This window comes from Rhodoferax saidenbachensis, assembly GCF_001955715.1.
Classification (GTDB): domain Bacteria; phylum Pseudomonadota; class Gammaproteobacteria; order Burkholderiales; family Burkholderiaceae_C; genus Allorhodoferax; species Allorhodoferax saidenbachensis.
Genome location: NZ_CP019239.1, coordinates 3,663,259 through 3,679,250, shown reverse-complemented (window position 1 = coordinate 3,679,250; position 15,992 = coordinate 3,663,259). Strand labels below are relative to the sequence as shown.

The following is a 15,992-nucleotide window of genomic DNA, read 5'->3' as shown; positions in this document are numbered from 1 at the left end:
CGGTGCTCGGAATCCTCACGTACAGGAAGTACGTTCCGGTTCCTGTGCTCCGTCCGCCTAGCCTGACAGGCGCTCGCTACGCTTTCTCAGCCACGCCCCCCGTACTATTTAACGTGATCTTTGAAAGGTCAACATGAAACAAGTTCAAGAAGCCTATATCGTTGCGGCGACACGCACGCCCATCGGGCGTTCCGGTCGCGGTTATTTCCGCAACACCCGTCCCGACGAGCTGCTGGTTGCCGCGCTGAAGAGCGCGATGCTGCAAGTGCCCACGCTGGACCCCAAGGCCATCGAAGATGCGATCATTGGCTGCTCCTTCCCCGAAGGCGAGCAGGGCATGAACATGGCCCGTATCGCGGTCGGTCTGGCGTTTGACCATCCCGTCGGCGGCATCACCGTCAACCGCTTCTGCGCATCCGGCATCTCCGCCATCCAGATGGCTGCCGACCGCATCCGTGTGGGCGAAGCCGATGTGCTGATCGCTGGCGGCGCCGAGTCGATGAGCATGGTGCCCATGGGCGGCAACAAGCCTTCGTTCAATCCTGCAATCTTCGAGCGCGACGAAAACATCGGCATCGCCTACGGCATGGGCTTGACCGCTGAGAAGGTGGCGCAGCAGTGGAAAGTCTCTCGTGAAATGCAGGATGCCTTTGCGTTGGAATCGCACCTGCGTGCCATCAAGGCCCAGCAGGCTGGTGAGTTCAGCAGCGAAATCACGCCCATCGACGTGATCGAGCGCACGCCGAACCTTGCCACTGGCGAAGTCACCACCAAGACCCGTACCGTGAGCCTGGATGAAGGCCCACGCCCTGACACCTCGCTCGAAGGCCTGGCCAAGCTCAAGCCCGTGTTCGCTGCCCGTGGCAGCGTTACCGCTGGCAACAGCTCGCAAACCAGTGACGGCGCAGGTGCGCTGATTCTGGCCAGTGAGAAGGCAGTCAAGCAGTTTGGCCTGACACCGCTGGCGCGCTTTGTGTCGTTCGCCGCGCGCGGTGTGCCGCCCGAGATCATGGGCATCGGCCCGATCGAAGCGATTCCTGCAGCCCTGCGTTATGCAGGTCTGCAACACAGCGATATCGACTGGTTCGAGCTGAACGAAGCTTTCGCCGCCCAGTCACTCGCCGTCATCAACACGCTGGGCCTGGACGCCTCCAAGGTCAACCCCATGGGCGGCGCCATTGCGCTGGGCCACCCGCTGGGCGCTACCGGTGCCATCCGCGCCGCCACCGTCATCCACGCGCTGCGCCGCAACAACCTGAAGTACGGCATGGTCACGATGTGCGTGGGCACGGGACAAGGCGCTGCCGGTATCTTCGAACGCGTCTAAGCACACGCAAACGGGCCACCTTAGCGTGGCCCTTTTTTTACCCTTTTGCTTTGCACATTCCTCAGGGGGTTTTGAAATGCAAGTCACCAGCATCACCACCGCAGACGGCGCGCAGTTGGCCGTGCGTGTTTATGAAGACTCCGCCAAGCCCGCGCAAAGCAGCTTGGTCATCGGCGGTGCGATGGGCGTGCGTCAGGACTACTACGCGGCCTTCGCGCAGTGGCTGGCCGCCCAGGGCTGGCGCGTCACCACGTTTGATTACCGCGGCTCGGGTGACTCGTTACCCAATACCGCACACGGCGGCTTGCGTGGCTTCAAGGCCGACCTGTACGACTGGACACGTGACTACGAAACCGTAGTCCACCAGGCCCATGCGGCCTTGCCTCAGGCGCCGCTGTACCTGATGGGCCACAGCCTGGGGGCGCAACTGCCAGGCCTGATGCGCGACACCAGCAAGATAAGTGGCCTGCTCAGCGTGGCCGCGGGCAGTGGCTACTGGCGCGAGAACGCGCCACAGCTCAAGCGCATCGTGCCGTACTTCTGGTTCTTGCTGGTGCCACTGGCCACCAAGCTGTGTGGTTACTTCCCGGGCCGTCGCCTGAAGAAAGTAGGCGACTTGCCGAAAGGCGTCATCCTGCAATGGCGCCGCTGGTGCCTGAACCCGCGCTACAGCGTGGGTGTGGAGGGCGAGTCCGCGCGGCAAAGTTATGCAAATGTGCAGTTCCCGGTGCTGGCCCTGTCCATCACCGATGACGAACTCATGACCCTGCGTGGCACGCACAGTCTGGTCAACCTGTACGCCAACGCGCCGCGCGAAGTGCTTAGCATTGCGCCCGCCGATGTGGCCGCACGCCGCCTGGGCCACTTCGGCCCCTTCCGCCCCGAGCAGGCTTCACAACTCTGGCCGCGCCTGAATCAGTGGCTGGGCGGCCTTTCCGCGAGAACCGCAACAGCATGAACATGCATGTATTTGACGAAGCCATCGCGCTGCAGGCGCAGGACGATGGCAGCTTTACAGGCCAGACCCATGCGGGGTATGCCAATATGGTCGGGCCGTTTGGCGGCACCACGGCGGCGCAGATGTTGCAGGCCGTGCTGCAACACCCGGAGCGTCTGGGCGACCCGGTCTCGCTTACCGTGAATTTCTGCGCTGCGGTGGCTGACGGTGCTTTCACGCTGCAGGCCCGCCCTGCGCGCACCAATCGATCCACCCAGCACTGGACCATCGAGCTGCTGCAGGACGACTTGGTCGTCATGACGGCCACGGCACTCACCGCAGTGCGTCGCGAGACATGGAGCACCGACGAGCTGACCATGCCCGCCGCCAAGCCACCGCAAGACACGCCCTTGCCAGAGCAACACACGGCGCCCATGGCCTTTGTGCAGCGCTACGAACTGCGTGTGGTGGGCGGCGGTTTTCCCACGGAATGGAATGGTGGCGACAGCGGCACTAGCCTGACCCAGCTCTGGCTGCGCGACAACCCGCCGCGCCCGCTGGACTTCGCCTCGCTGGCGTCCATGTCCGACATTTTTTTTCCGCGCATCATCGTGCGCCGCGCCAGTCCCACGCCCGTGGGCACGGTGAGTATGACCATCTACTTCCACGCCGACAGCGCCGCGTTGGCGCGCACCGGCACCGGGTATCTGCTGGGCCAGGCACGCGGCCAGGCGTTTCACAACGGATTCTTTGACCAGACCGCCCAGCTCTGGAACGAGGCCGGTGAACTCTTGGTCACCACCCACCAGATCGTTTATTACAAGTCGTGATAATTTGCGCTACGGACTGCGGCGTGCAGCACATGTGCAGTCCCGAACCAACCAGAAACTGAAAGCAACCTCCCATGTCTGACATCCTCATCCACACCGCCGACGGCGTCACCACCCTCACGCTAAACCGCGTGGACAAAAAGAACTCTTTCACCCAGGCCATGTACGCCGCCTGTGCCGATGCGCTGGAGGCTGCCAAAGACGATGCCGCTGTGCGCGTCGTCGTGTTTCAGGGCGACGTCGCCATCTTTAGCGCGGGCAACGATATTGGTGACTTCCTGAGCAATCCGCCCAAGGCCCAGGACGCACCCGTGTTCCGCTTCCTGCGTGGCCTGGCTTCGTTCCCCAAGCCCATCCTCGCCGCCGTCTGTGGCCCGGCAGTTGGCATCGGTACCACCATGCTGTTCCATTGCGATCTGGTTTACGCCGGTGACAACGCAGCCTTCTCCATGCCCTTCGTCAACCTGGGTCTGTGCCCCGAGGCGTCGTCAAGCCTGCTGGTGCCCCAGATGATGGGTTACCACCGCGCAGCAGAAACGCTGTTGATGGGTGAACCCTTCATGGCTGAAGCCGCGCTTGAAGTGGGGCTGGTCAACCGCGTTGTGCCCCCTACAGAAGCCAACAACATCGCCCAGGCCCAGGCACGCAAGCTGGCCGCCAAACCCCTGGCCTCGCTGGTCGAGACCAAACGCCTGCTCAAGAAGGGCCAGATGGCGCAGGTGCTGGAGCGCATCGACGAAGAAGCGGTGAGCTTTGGTCGCATGCTGGGCGAGCCGGCTGCCAAGGAAGCGTTCACGGCGTTCATGGAGAAACGCAAGCCGGATTTCAGCAAGGTCTAATTTTTATATAAAAAGTGCCTGTAGCCCGCATAGATGTTGCGCAGGCAGCTATTAAAAGTAGAGCAATTACAACAGGAGACAGACATGACACTCAAAGGTAAAACCCTTTTCATCACCGGCGCCTCGCGCGGCATTGGCCTGGCCATCGCCAAGCGCGCTGCGCAAGATGGCGCCAACATCGTCATCATCGCCAAGACGTCCGACCCGAACCCCAAGCTGCCCGGCACCATCTACAGCGCGGCCAAGGAAGTCGAAGCGGCGGGTGGCAACGCGTTGCCGTTGGCGGTGGACATCCGTGACGATGACGCCGTCGTCGCTGCGGTCGCCAAGGCAGTTGAAGCGTTTGGCGGCATCGACATTTTGGTGAACAACGCCAGCGCGATCAGCCTCACCAACACCGAAGCCACGCCGATGAAGCGCTTCGACTTGATGAATGGCATCAACGCGCGCGGCACCTATCTGTGCACATCGACCTGCCTGCCAGAGTTGAAGAAATCCGCCGCTGCCGGGCGCAACCCGCATGTTCTGACCATGTCGCCGCCGTTGAGCATGAAAACGCATTGGTTCGCTGCCCACACCGCGTACAGCATGGCCAAGTACGGTATGAGCATGTGCACACTGGGTCACGCGGGTGAATTCAAGAAATTCGGCATCGGTGTCAACAGCCTGTGGCCACGCACGGCAATCGCCACCGCTGCCATGCAGATGATCCCGGGCGTGGACCTGGCGTTGTGCCGCAAGCCCGAAATCCTGTCCGACGCGGCCTACCTGATCCTCACGGGCCCCAGTACGGTGACTGGCAACTTCTTTATCGACGACAGTCTGCTGATCGAGCATGGCGTGACGGATCTGGACCAGTACTCGGTGACGCCGGGGACCAAGAACTTCGTTCCCGATTTCTTCGTGGATTGAGTGTTGACTGACGGCGGGGCATCGTGGGCGCTGGCGCAAGGCGGCTGGACGTTTTGCTCCGTGTCCCCCGCCCGCTTTGCGGGCTCCTCCTTTACCTGCGCAAAACGCCCAGCCACCTTGCGCCGACTTGGTTTGCGTTTCAATGCGCAAATCTGTTTTCCAGTGAGAGGGTTGGGGTGAGCACCGCAGCGAGGTAAAGGAGGAGCAAAGGGCGTAGCCCGCTGCGGGGGACACGAGCGGAGGCGCTCACCCCAGTCCTTTTGCGGGGCAATAGAAACACGTATCTCAATGCCAACTATTTTCACCAAGCAAACGCTTGCTAAAAATAAGTGAATTTGGTATGGTCAGGGCATGAAGGCACCCGAGACCGTTACCGCCATACCCGCAACCCCTGATACCGCGCCCAAGCGCCCGCGTGGTCGTCCGCGCAAGACCGTGGACGAGCGCGACGATGGCAATCGTCGCCATGAGCTGTTGCGCGCTGCGGCCAAATTGTTCCGCCGCAAAGGCTTTGCGGCCACCACCACGCGTGACATTGCGGCGGCGGCGGGTATGCAAAGCGGCTCGCCTTTCTACCATTTCAAAAGCAAGGACGTGCTGCTCTTCGCCGTGATGGAAGAGGGCATGCAGACCGCTATTGCGCGCCAGCAGCAGACGTTGATGGCGCTCAAGAACCCGACGCCTGTAGAACAACTGCGTGGCTTGGTGCGCGCGCACTTTGAGGTGCTGCATGGCCCCGGAAGTGATTTCATCCCAGTCATGTTGTACGAGCACCGCTCGCTGCTGGCGCGTCAGCGCACCGTGTTGGCGAAGTTGCAGGTGCAGTACGAGTCGGCCTGGAATCCGGTGCTGGAAGCGTTGCATGCCAGCGGGCATCTGCGCGCGCCAGTCAAGCTCGCGCGCCTGTTGATCCTGGGCGCGCTGAGCTGGTCGGTGCAATGGTTTGACCCCAAAAAGGGTGCGTCGCTGGATGGGCTGGCCGACGCTGCTGTGGCTTTGTTTCTCAAGGAGTGAAGATGTCTTACGGTTCTGTATTTGCCCCCCATCTGTTCGCGGGCAAAGTGGTAGTGATTACGGGCGGTGGCTCTGGCATCGGGCGCTGTGTGGCGCACGAACTTGCGGCGTTGGGTGCCCATGCGGTACTGATCGGGCGCAAGGCCGAGAAGTTGCAAAAGGTGGTGGACGAGATCGTCGAGGACGGCGGTGCGGCGAGTTTCCAGGTCTGTGACATCCGTCAGGAAGAATCCGTCAAGACCGTGGTCGCAGCGATCTTTGCCGAACGTGGCCGCATCGACGGCCTGGTGAACAACGCAGGTGGCCAGTACATGACGCCGCTGGAAGCCATCAGCGCCAAGGGCTGGGAAGCGGTGATCAACACCAACCTGACCGGTGGCTTCCTGATGGCGCGTGAGGTTTACACACAGGGCATGAACAAGACCGGCGGCGCCATCGTCAACATCGTGGCCGACATGTGGGGCTCCATGCCGGGTATGGGGCACAGCGGTGCGGCGCGCGCAGGCATGGTGAGTTTTACCGAGACGGCGGCGATTGAATGGGCCAACCGTGGCGTGCGTGTGAACGCCGTGGCGCCGGGCTACATCGCGTCCAGCGGTATGGACCACTACCCCGAAGAAGCCGGCCCCATGCTGCGCGAGATGGCCAAGACGGTGCCGCTGGGTCGCTTTGGCACCGAGGCAGAGACCGCGGCAGGCATTGTGTTTCTGCTGAGTCCCGCCGCCGCGTTTATCAGCGGCACCACACTGCGCATCGACGGTGCACGTCCCCAAGTGCGCATGGGCTGGCCGATGCGCGTGGCGGACGAGAAGTCCCAGGCGCGGGATGCGATCAAGCCGTTCAACGGCTTCCATCGGGCTGTGACGCCCAAAGTGTTTGCCAAGTAAGCACGCATAAATATTGACCATCAGAGTCAGGAGACAAGAGCATGCAGTTCACCCACGAACACCAGGAAATCCAGAAGACGCTCAAGCGTTTCATCGACGCCGAGATCAATCCGCACGTGGAGGCCTGGGAAGAGGCCGAAATGTTCCCGGCCCATGAGATCTTCAAGAAGATGGGCAACCTGGGCCTGCTGGGCCTGACCAAACCCGAAGCCTATGGCGGTAGCGGGCTGGACTATTCCTATGGCATGGCGATGGCCGAATCGTTGGGCCATATCGACTGCGGCGGTGTGCCGATGGCGATTGGTGTGCAGACCGATATGTGTACGCCTGCGCTGGCACGTTTTGGCAGTGAGGAGTTGAAGAAAGAATTTTTGACGGCAGCGATTGCAGGTGACACCGTGGGCTGCATCGGCGTGAGCGAACCCGGCGCGGGCAGCGATGTGTCGGCGATCAAGTCCGTCGCGCGCAAGGATGGCGACGACTATGTGATCACTGGCCAGAAAATGTGGATCACCAACAGCTTGCAAGCCGACTGGATGTGCATGCTGGTCAATACCGGCGACGGCCCCGCGCACAAGAACAAGAGCCTGGTGATGGTGCCGCTGCGTGAGAACGGCAAGCTGCGCAAAGGCATCGAGGTCGCGCGCAAGATCAAGAAGATCGGCATGCACAGCAGCGACACCGGCCTGCTGTACTTTGACGAAGTGCGCGTGCCACAGCGCAATCTGATCGGCCAGGAGGGTGCGGGCTTTGTGTACCAGATGCAGCAGTTCCAGGAAGAGCGCCTGTGGTGCGCGGCCAGTGCTCTGCAGGCACTGAACAACTGCATTGAATGGACTGTGGAATGGGCGCAGGAGCGCAAGATGTTTGGCGCCACGCTGGCCGATCAGCAGTGGGTGCAGTTCCGCCTGGCTGAAATGAAAACCGAAGTGGAAAGCCTGCGCGCGCTGACCTATCGCGCTTGCGAGTTGTACGTGAGCGGCAAGGATGTGCTGGAGCTGGCATCGATGGCCAAGCTGAAGGCCGGGCGCCTGGGCCGTCTGGTGCCCGATGGTTGCTTGCAGTTCTGGGGTGGCATGGGCTACACGTGGGAAAACAAGGTATCACGCATGTTCCGCGACAGCCGCCTGGGCTCGATTGGCGGCGGTGCTGACGAAGTGATGATGGGCATCATCGCCAAAACCATGGGCGTGGCCAAGCGCCGAACATAACCCCCCACGCTTCACCGCTACACGGTTTGCCGCCCCCCGAGGGGGTCTTCGCGCCTTGGGGCGGCCCGGTGGCGCTCATCCATTGCATTAGGAAGAATCCATGACATCCGATATTTTTAGCCAGGAAGACCTGCAACAAATCGAAGACGCATCGCGTCGTTTTATCGAAACCGAAGTGGCGCCATATTTGAATGACTGGGAAGAAGCAGGCGAATTTCCGCGCGCGCTGTATGGCCGTGCGGCCGAACTGGGCTGGCTGGGCATGGGCTACCCGGAAGAGTTCGGTGGCACGCTGGTGCCCTGGAGTGTGCGCCTGACGCAGGCGATTGCCTTGGCCCGCTATGGCGGCAGCGGCGGCCTGATGGCCAGCTTGTTCAGCCACAACATTGGCCTGCCGCCGGTGTTGCGCCATGGCTCGCCCGCGCTACAGCAGGAAGTCATTCCCGATGTGCTGGCGGGCAAGAAAATCTCTTCGCTGTGCATCACCGAACCCGGTGGTGGCACCGACGTATCGGCGCTGAAAACCACCGCGCAACGCGACGGCGATGACTACGTCATCAATGGTGAAAAAGTCTTCATCACGTCGGGCACGCGGGCCGACTGGCTGACGGTGGCGGTGCGCACCGACCTGAAGAACAAAGGCCCGATGGGCATCTCGATGGTGATGGTGCCGGGCGATGCGCCAGGCATCACGCGCACTGCTTTGAAGAAGATGGGCTGGCACTGTTCAGACACCGCGCAGATCCACTTTGACAATGTCCGGGTGCCGACGCGCTACCTGGTGGGCGAAGAGGGCGCAGGCTTCAAGATGATCCTGACTAACTTCAACGGCGAGCGCTTGTCGATGGCCGCCATGGCGCTGGGTTTCTCGGAGTGCTGTTATGACGAAGCACTGTCGTGGGCGCAGCAACGCAAGACCTTTGGCACGGCGCTGGTGGACCACCAGGTGATCCGCCACAAGCTGATGGATATGAAGATGCGCATCGAATCCACACGCGCGTGGCTCAACGCCGTGTCGGCACGCGCCGATGCCGGTGACCGCGGCGACAAGTCCGCCAAGGGCGCGGAGTGGGTGGCGCAGGTCTGCCTGCTCAAGAACCACGCCACGCAAACCATGCAGTTCTGTGCCGACCAGGGCGTGCAGATTCTGGGTGGTATGGGCTTTATGCGCGGCACGGCCAGCGAACGCATCTACCGCGAGGTCAAGGTGATGACGATTGGCGGTGGCACCGAAGAGATCATGAAAGAGTTGGCCAGCCGTCAGCTCGGTATATGACAATCCGGCTATGCCCAAAGCACCCGCCGAACCCACCACTGCAGCGCCCATCGTCTTCGAATCCGAGTTTTTGGAGGGCCTGAAAAGGATCTTCGAAGAGTCCATTGTTTTTAACAAGGTGCTGGGTCTGAAGATCGCCAGCATCACCCCCGAGCGTGCGGTGGCGCATATTGCGATGAAGCCCGAGCTGGTGGGGCACTACAGCTTCAACCGCATCCACGGCGGCGTCATCAGCGCGGGGCTGGACGCGATGGGCGGTCTGGCGGTGATGGCGGCCATTGGTGCGCGCCACATGGACGAGGCGCCACTGCAGCGGCTGCACCGTTTCAGCAAGCTGGGCACCATCGACTTGCGCATCGACTACCTGCGCCCCGGCATTGGCGAGAGTTTCGAGCTGCGCGCCGAAGTCATGCGCCTGGGCTCGCGCGTGGCGTCTACGCGCATGGAGTTCCTGGGGGCCGACGGCAAGCTGCTGTCCACCGGGGCAGGTGCTTACATCGTCTCCTGATTTGCTATTGAATTCATAGCTGTTTGCGCATACTCCATGAGGGCTACAGGCAAAATTAACCATAAATTCCGCCCCGGTCGGGTGGCGCGGCGGGTATTGCCCTTGGCATGGGCCGTACTCGCCAGTGCGGCTTGGGGCACGGCGCCGGAGCCGGCCTGGCAGCCCACCTCGGATGGCGCCAGTGTGGTGGACCCGCTGCGCAAACTGGTCTGGGACCGCTGTGTCCACGGGCAGCGCTGGAATGGCCAGACCTGTGAAGGTGCGGTAGTCCTGCTCAGCCACGCAGAAGGCATGGCACTGGCGGGTGAACGCAACACCAGCGGAGGCAAGGGGTGCCGTCTGCCCAGCGTGCCGGAGCTTCAGGCAATGGCCGTTGTCAGTGCGGCCAGCGCTGCCTCCAAAGGCAAAAAAACAGAGTTGTTTCCTGCGGATGCTGCAGTGTGGCGCTGGTCGGGCACCCGCATCGTGAACACCGCAACGGTCAACCAGTACAACTATGGCAACGTCATGGCGGGCCGCAACAACGACAACGCCGTGCGTGTGGACGTGCTGCATGGCTGGGCCGTGGATGTGACCACCGGTGATGCGCGCAAGGACGTCACCAAGCGCACCCGCTTGCCGGTGCAACTGGTGTGCACGCCTTAGCTCAACAGCTTGATCAACGCATCCGGATGGATGCCCCACCCGGCCAAGCCTGCGGTACCCATCAGAAAGCCGTAGCCGGATGGCACCAGTGCCAGCAGATACAGCCAAGGCAGGCCCGTCAGTGACGCCACCGCCAGCATCGAGATTGCAATCGCAATGGCCGCGTCGGACAGGTCAAACTGGTCGTCGCGGAAGTTCAGCGCGTCGTAGTTGGCCTGGTCTTGTTCCGCCTGCGCCTTCAGTTCGTTCTTTTTCTGGTTCTGCTCTGCTGCCAGTGTCTCGTACACCTTGATCTGCTCGGTCACGGCAGTGAGCTGTTTGCCGCTGGCTCCAATCGCCTGAATGCGCATCTGCACCAGTGCGGCCTTGGCAACCTCCTCGCGGATATTGCGTGCCTGGTAAAACTGCCAGTGGTCCAGCTTGTCGGCCTGGGCCTGTTGCATGGCCTGCACGATGTTGTCGTCCTTGACCTTGCAAATACCCATAAACGTGGCCAGGAGCGCCACCGTGATAGCCACGGCCGGGTTGAGCCAGCGGTGTTTCGTCGGGGCTTCCGGTTTGGCGGCTTCTATCACTTCCAGAGGGTCAATGTCCACGGGGTTCCTTCATGGGTTGGGAGGTGGGTGTGGCCGGGATTGTGCGCTATCTGTGTGAACCGGAGCATTGACCATTCGGCGCAATAAAAAGGCCACCCGAAGGTGGCCTGGTTTTGAGTATCTGGCGCTTACTTCTTGGCGGGCGCCTTGGCCGCTGCCGTGCTGCCAAAGTAGTCGGACACGGTCTTCCACTTGCCGTCCTGGATTTGCGACAGGCGCGAGGCATCACTGCCCAGGCGTTTGGTGGCGGTGAAGGTCTGCACCGCGCCGCCGAAGAAGTCGGGTTCGATGGTCAGGCTGTCCATCACCTTGATGAAACTGTCGGTGCTCAGGTTCTTGCCGGCCTTGTTGGCGGCCACGGCAAAGCTGGTGATGATGCTGTAGCCGTAGACCGAGAAGACGGTGGGATCTTCATTGAACTTGGTTTTGTACTTGGCGGCCCAGAAACGGATCGGCTGCGAGGCTTCGTCCAGGTAGGGGTTCTGCACCGTCATGGTGGCGTACAGGCCATTCATGGCCGGGCCACCGAGTTTGTGGATCAGGTCGGTGTAGGCTGCGCTGGAGCCGATGAAGGTGGGGTTGTAGCCCAGCTTGCGCGCGGTGCCGATAGCGCCAATGGTTTCGCGGATGATGGTGCCCAGCACGATCAGTTCGCAACCGGAGGACTGCATCTTGGCCACTTGCGACGAGAAGTCGGTGGCGCCGCGTTTGTACGAGGTCTTCTCGGCAAACTCCATGCCAATGGACTTCAGGCCGTCTTCACCGCCCTTGAGCACTTCGAGGCCGAAATCATCGTCCTGGTACATCACGCAGGCCTTCTTGGCGTTCTTCTCCTTCACCAGTTTGGGCACCGCGTTGCGCATCTGGTCGTAGTAGGTGGCGGCGTAGGAGTATTTGAGCTTGTGGAAGGGCTCGTACATTTCGCGCGCAGCGGTGATCGGGAAGAAGTTGATCACGTTCTTCTCAAACTGCACCGGCATAGCGGCCATGTTCTGTGCGGTGCCGATGTGGCCCACCATCATGAAAATCTTGTCCTGATTGACCAGCTTCTGCGCGGCCAGCACGGCCTTCTTGGGGTCATAGGCCGAGTCTTCCACGATGAGCTTGAGCTTGCGACCGTTGACGCCGCCTTGTTCGTTGACTTCATCGACGGCCAGCATCATCCCTAAGCGCGCCTGTTTGCCGAAGCCGGCAATCGGCCCCGACAAATCCTGGATAGAGCCGAGCAGGATCTCGTCCTTGCTGACACCCTGTTGGGCTTGGGCCACGGTGGCCGAGAGGGCCAGCGTGGTGAGGGAAATGGCAGTTAACAGTTTCATGGTTTGTCTCCTTGGAATAATGATCAACACACTGAAATCAACGAAAAAATCAACGGTAAAACTCAGCGGTACATCGCCTCAATCTGGGGTGCATATTTCTTCTCCACCAGCTTGCGTTTGAGCTTCATCGTGGGGGTGAGTTCTTCATCCTCGGCGGTGAGCTGGGTCTCCAGCAGGAAGAATTTCTTGATCTGTTCGACACGCGCAAACTTCTTGTTGACCCGCTCCAGCTCGGCCTGGATCAGGGCCTGCACTTCGGGCGAGCGGGTCAGGGACGCGTAGTTGCTGAACGGCACATCGGCGTCCTGGGCAAACTTCTCCACGTTTTCCTGGTCGATCATGATGATCACCGTGAGGTAGGGCAGCTTGTCGCCGATGACCACCGCGTCGGTGATGTAGGGCGAAAACTTCAGGTCGTTCTCCAGCTCGCTGGGCGTGATGTTCTTGCCGCCCGCGGTGATGATGATGTCCTTCATGCGGTCGGTGATGCGGTAGAAACCATCGGCATCCACCACCCCCACGTCGCCGGTGTGCAGCCAGCCATCCTTGTCGATGGCTTCGGCGGTTTTCTCGGGCAGGTTCAGGTAGCCTGCAAATACGTTTTTGCCGCGCACCAGGATTTCACCGGTGGCCGGGTTCAGCTTCATCTCGTTGTAGGCTGCCGCTGGGCCAATCGAGCCGGGTTTGATCTGGTTGGCAGGCACGCCCGTAGACGCACCGCAGGTTTCCGTCATGCCCCACACCTCCAGCATGGGCACGCCCAAGGCCAGGTACCACTTGACGAGGTCGGGTGAGATGGGCGCAGCGCCCGTCACCAGAAACCGCGCACGGTGAATGCCAATGAGCTTGCGCACGTTGTTGAGTGCCAGCCACTGCGCGATCTGGAACTGGAACTTGAGCCAGCCGTTGACCGGTTGACCGGCCAGTACCTTGTCGGCAATGGCCGTGCCCACACCAATGCCCCAGCCGTAGGCCGCTTGCTGGATGGCACCGGCTTCCTTGAGCGAAATCATCACACCCGAGTAAAACTTCTCCCAGACCCGGGGCACGGCGGTGAACACCGTGGGTGCGATTTCGCGCACGTTCTCGGGAATGGTTTCTGGGTTTTCCACAAAGTTGAGCTTGGCACCGGTGTACAGCGCAAAGTACTCGCCACCCATGCGCTCTGCAATGTGGCACAGCGGCAGGAAACACATGCGCTCGTCGCGCTCGTCCTGCGCCACCAGTGTGTTGTAGCCGCGCACGGTATAGACCAGACCCTGGTGCAGGTGCATGCCGCCCTTGGGCTTGCCCGTGGTGCCCGAGGTGTAGACCAGAATGGCCAGGTCTTCGGGTTGGCAGGCGGCCACGCGTTGTTGCACCGCATCGGGGTGTTGTGTGAGGTAGGCGCGGCCCAGGGCGCGCAGCGCGTCCAGGCTGATGACGTCGGGGTCCTGCAGGTCGCGCAGGCCTTCCATGTCAAACACCACGACCTTGCGCAGGCCTGGCAGTTGGGCGCGTACTTCGAGTGCCTTGTCGAGCTGCTCGTCGTCTTCCACAAACAATATGGTGGTGCGCGAGTCTTCACAGAGGTAGTGGACCTGTGAGGCCGCGTCGGTGGGGTAGATGCCGTTGGAGACACCGCCACACGACAACACGCCCAGATCGGCCCAGACCCATTCGACCACGGTGTTACCGAGGATGGAGGCGGTTTCGCCTTTCTCAAAGCCCAGGCTCATCAGACCACCGGCAATCTCGCGCACGGCGTCTGCGGTCTGGTTCCAGGTCCAACTGCGCCACAGGCCCAGGTGTTTCTGCCGCATCCAGATATTCGGGCCGCGTTTTTCCACCGCGTTCCAGAAGATGGCAGGAATGGTTTCGCCTGCCATGACGACGTCATTGCGGGGTTGAATGCTTGAGGTATCCCAAAGTCCACTCATGCTGCTGCCCTCAAAATTCTGTAGCGAAGTAATTCGATGGGAAGGGCAATTTTCCGCAGGGCGGCCCCAAGGAAAATTAGCCCCCTTGGGGGGCAGCGACCCGCAGAGCGGTGGAGCGTGGGGGTCATATTCACCTCCATGTCTTTTTCTTCTTCCAGCGCCGCTCGCCGCGCACGCCGTCATCCTTGAGCCCCAGGTAGAACTCCTTGATGTCATCTTTTTCGCGCAGGTGGGCGCAGGTGTCTTCCATCACGATGCGGCCGTTCTCCAGCACATAGCCGTAGTCCGATGCGTTGAGTGCCATGTTGGCGTTTTGTTCCACCAGCAGGATGGTGGTGCCGCGTTCGCGGTTGATGCGCACCACGATCTCGAAGATTTCCTTGGTGAGCTTGGGGGAGAGGCCCAGGCTGGGCTCGTCGAGCAGCATCAGGTCGGGGCTGGCCATCAGCGCGCGGCTGATCGCCAGCATCTGCTGCTGCCCGCCCGAGAGCAGGCCCGCGTCCTGCGCAGCCCGCTCGCGCAGGATGGGGAAGTAGTTGTACACCGCCTCCATGTCCCGGGCCACACCATCGCGGTCAGACCGCGTGTAGGCACCCATCAGCAGGTTGTCGCGCACGCTCAGTAGCGGGAACACCTCGCGCCCCTCGGGCACGTGGCTCAGGCCCTGCTGCACGATGTGGGCTGGGTCCATCGCAGTGATGTTTTCACCCTTGAACTCGATGGAGCCCTTGCGCGGATCGATGATGCCCGAAATGGTTTTGAGAATGGTGGTCTTGCCCGCGCCGTTGGAGCCCAGCACCGTGGCAATCTCGCTGCGGCGCACCTGCAGACTCACACCACGGATGGCCTTGATGGGGCCGTAGGCACTCTCTACATTCAGGAGTTTCAGCACCGGCTGGTCGCTGATGGGCGGCGGCAAGGTGCTCATGCGGCCTCCTGGGTGGCCTGGCGGCGCAGGGATGACACATCGTCGATGGAGCCCAGGTAGGCCTCGATCACACCGGGGTCGGCCTGCACTTCACGTGGTGTGCCCATGGCCAGCACTTCGCCCTGGTTCATGGCCAGCACACGGTCCGAGACCTTGGAGACCAGGCTCATGTCGTGCTCCACCATGAGCACGGTGATGCCCAGCTCGTTCTTGATGTCCTGGATCCAGAACGCCATGTCATCGGTTTCTTCCACGTTCAGGCCGCTGGACGGTTCGTCCAGCAGCAGCAGCTTGGGTTCGGTGCACAGCGCGCGGGCCATTTCCACCACCTTGCGCACGCCGTAGGGCAGGCCGGCAACAAACGCATCGCGGTAGTGTTGCAGGCCCAGGAAGTCGATCACTTCTTCGGCCTTCTCGCGCGCCAGTATCTCGGCCTCGCGGGTCTTGCCGGTGAAGAAGATGTCCTGCCACAGCCCGGTCTGGCGGTGGGTGTGGCGGCCAATCAGCAGGTTGTGCAGCACGCTGGCATGTTCAAACAGCTCGATGTTCTGGAAGGTGCGGGCAATGCCCAGCGAGGCCACGTTTTGCGGTGGCTGATCGGTCAGCTTGAGCATGCCCTGGGGGCCCAGGTAAGCAATCTCGCCACTGGTGGGCGTGTAGATGCGGCTGATCAGGTTGAACACCGTGGTCTTGCCCGCGCCATTGGGGCCGATCAGCGTGAACACTTCGCCCTGCTTGACGTCAAAACTCACGTTATTGACCGCCAGCACGCCGCCAAAGCGCACGCTGAGGTTTTTGGCCGAGAGCAGCGTAGAGTCCATTCGTCCTGAGCTTGGCCTGTCCT

Annotated in this window: 16 protein-coding genes and 1 other RNA gene; 12 read left to right on the top strand and 5 right to left on the bottom strand. The window is 61.5% G+C overall.

The annotated features are described in order from the left end of the window. The first annotated feature begins 17 nt into the window (after positions 1–17). The 12 genes from RS694_RS17555 (at position 18) to RS694_RS17500 (ending at position 10,386) form a co-directional block, all read left to right on the top strand. Positions 18–92: non-coding RNA, sX9 sRNA (locus RS694_RS17555), on the top strand. Positions 93–133: 41 nt separating this feature from the next. Further along, the gene (locus RS694_RS17550) at positions 134–1,327 is read left to right on the top strand and encodes an acetyl-CoA C-acyltransferase (protein ID WP_029705386.1); all 1,194 of its coding nucleotides are present in this window, start codon (positions 134–136) and stop codon (positions 1,325–1,327) included. Between the two features lie 76 nt (positions 1,328–1,403). Next, on the top strand, positions 1,404–2,285 hold the full coding sequence (locus RS694_RS17545) for an alpha/beta hydrolase family protein (RefSeq protein ID WP_029705388.1): 882 nt from the start codon (positions 1,404–1,406) through the stop codon (positions 2,283–2,285). Then, positions 2,282–3,094, top strand: coding sequence for an acyl-CoA thioesterase (locus RS694_RS17540; RefSeq protein WP_029705389.1), 813 nt, complete (start codon positions 2,282–2,284; stop codon positions 3,092–3,094). Before RS694_RS17545 ends, RS694_RS17540 begins: the two co-directional genes overlap by 4 nt. Positions 3,095–3,168: 74 nt before the next feature. Continuing rightward, the gene (locus RS694_RS17535; protein WP_029705390.1) at positions 3,169–3,933 is read left to right on the top strand and encodes an enoyl-CoA hydratase; all 765 of its coding nucleotides are present in this window, start codon (positions 3,169–3,171) and stop codon (positions 3,931–3,933) included. Positions 3,934–4,017: 84 nt separating this feature from the next. Then, a complete protein-coding gene (locus RS694_RS17530) occupies positions 4,018–4,845 on the top strand; it encodes an SDR family oxidoreductase (RefSeq protein WP_029705391.1) in 828 nt (275 codons plus the stop codon). Positions 4,846–5,196: 351 nt separating this feature from the next. Beyond that, positions 5,197–5,859, top strand: a complete 663-nt coding sequence (locus tag RS694_RS17525) for a TetR/AcrR family transcriptional regulator (RefSeq protein ID WP_051391625.1) — start codon at positions 5,197–5,199, stop codon at positions 5,857–5,859. Between the two features lie 2 nt (positions 5,860–5,861). After that, a complete protein-coding gene (locus RS694_RS17520) occupies positions 5,862–6,746 on the top strand; it encodes an SDR family oxidoreductase (protein WP_029705393.1) in 885 nt (294 codons plus the stop codon). A 41-nt stretch (positions 6,747–6,787) separates the two neighbouring features. Next, positions 6,788–7,957: an acyl-CoA dehydrogenase family protein gene (locus RS694_RS17515; protein ID WP_029705395.1), complete on the top strand. Its 1,170-nt coding sequence runs from the start codon at positions 6,788–6,790 to the stop codon at positions 7,955–7,957. Positions 7,958–8,057: 100 nt separating this feature from the next. Then, a complete protein-coding gene (locus tag RS694_RS17510; protein WP_029705397.1) occupies positions 8,058–9,233 on the top strand; it encodes an acyl-CoA dehydrogenase family protein in 1,176 nt (391 codons plus the stop codon). A 10-nt stretch (positions 9,234–9,243) separates the two neighbouring features. Further along, positions 9,244–9,741, top strand: a complete 498-nt coding sequence (locus tag RS694_RS17505) for a thioesterase family protein (protein ID WP_029705398.1) — start codon at positions 9,244–9,246, stop codon at positions 9,739–9,741. A 102-nt stretch (positions 9,742–9,843) separates the two neighbouring features. Then, the gene (locus RS694_RS17500; protein WP_152528738.1) at positions 9,844–10,386 is read left to right on the top strand and encodes a DUF1566 domain-containing protein; all 543 of its coding nucleotides are present in this window, start codon (positions 9,844–9,846) and stop codon (positions 10,384–10,386) included. Here RS694_RS17500 and RS694_RS17495 read toward each other — a convergent pair. From RS694_RS17495 to RS694_RS17475, 5 genes are all read right to left on the bottom strand, one after another. Further along, complete coding sequence (locus RS694_RS17495; RefSeq protein ID WP_029705400.1) at positions 10,383–10,982, bottom strand: DUF4337 domain-containing protein; 600 nt, start codon at positions 10,980–10,982, stop codon at positions 10,383–10,385. The genes RS694_RS17500 and RS694_RS17495 overlap by 4 nt on opposite strands. Positions 10,983–11,110: 128 nt before the next feature. Further along, a complete protein-coding gene (locus tag RS694_RS17490; RefSeq protein ID WP_029705401.1) occupies positions 11,111–12,301 on the bottom strand; it encodes an ABC transporter substrate-binding protein in 1,191 nt (396 codons plus the stop codon). 62 nt (positions 12,302–12,363) lie between these two features. After that, positions 12,364–14,220: an AMP-dependent synthetase/ligase gene (locus RS694_RS17485; RefSeq protein ID WP_029705402.1), complete on the bottom strand. Its 1,857-nt coding sequence runs from the start codon at positions 14,218–14,220 to the stop codon at positions 12,364–12,366. 130 nt (positions 14,221–14,350) lie between these two features. Beyond that, positions 14,351–15,148 carry an ABC transporter ATP-binding protein gene (locus tag RS694_RS17480; protein WP_029705404.1) on the bottom strand — a complete coding sequence of 266 codons (798 nt, stop codon included), beginning with the start codon at positions 15,146–15,148 and terminating at the stop codon, positions 14,351–14,353. Then, the gene (locus RS694_RS17475; protein ID WP_029705406.1) at positions 15,145–15,969 is read right to left on the bottom strand and encodes an ABC transporter ATP-binding protein; all 825 of its coding nucleotides are present in this window, start codon (positions 15,967–15,969) and stop codon (positions 15,145–15,147) included. Before RS694_RS17475 ends, RS694_RS17480 begins: the two co-directional genes overlap by 4 nt. Between the last annotated feature and the right edge of the window lie 23 nt (positions 15,970–15,992).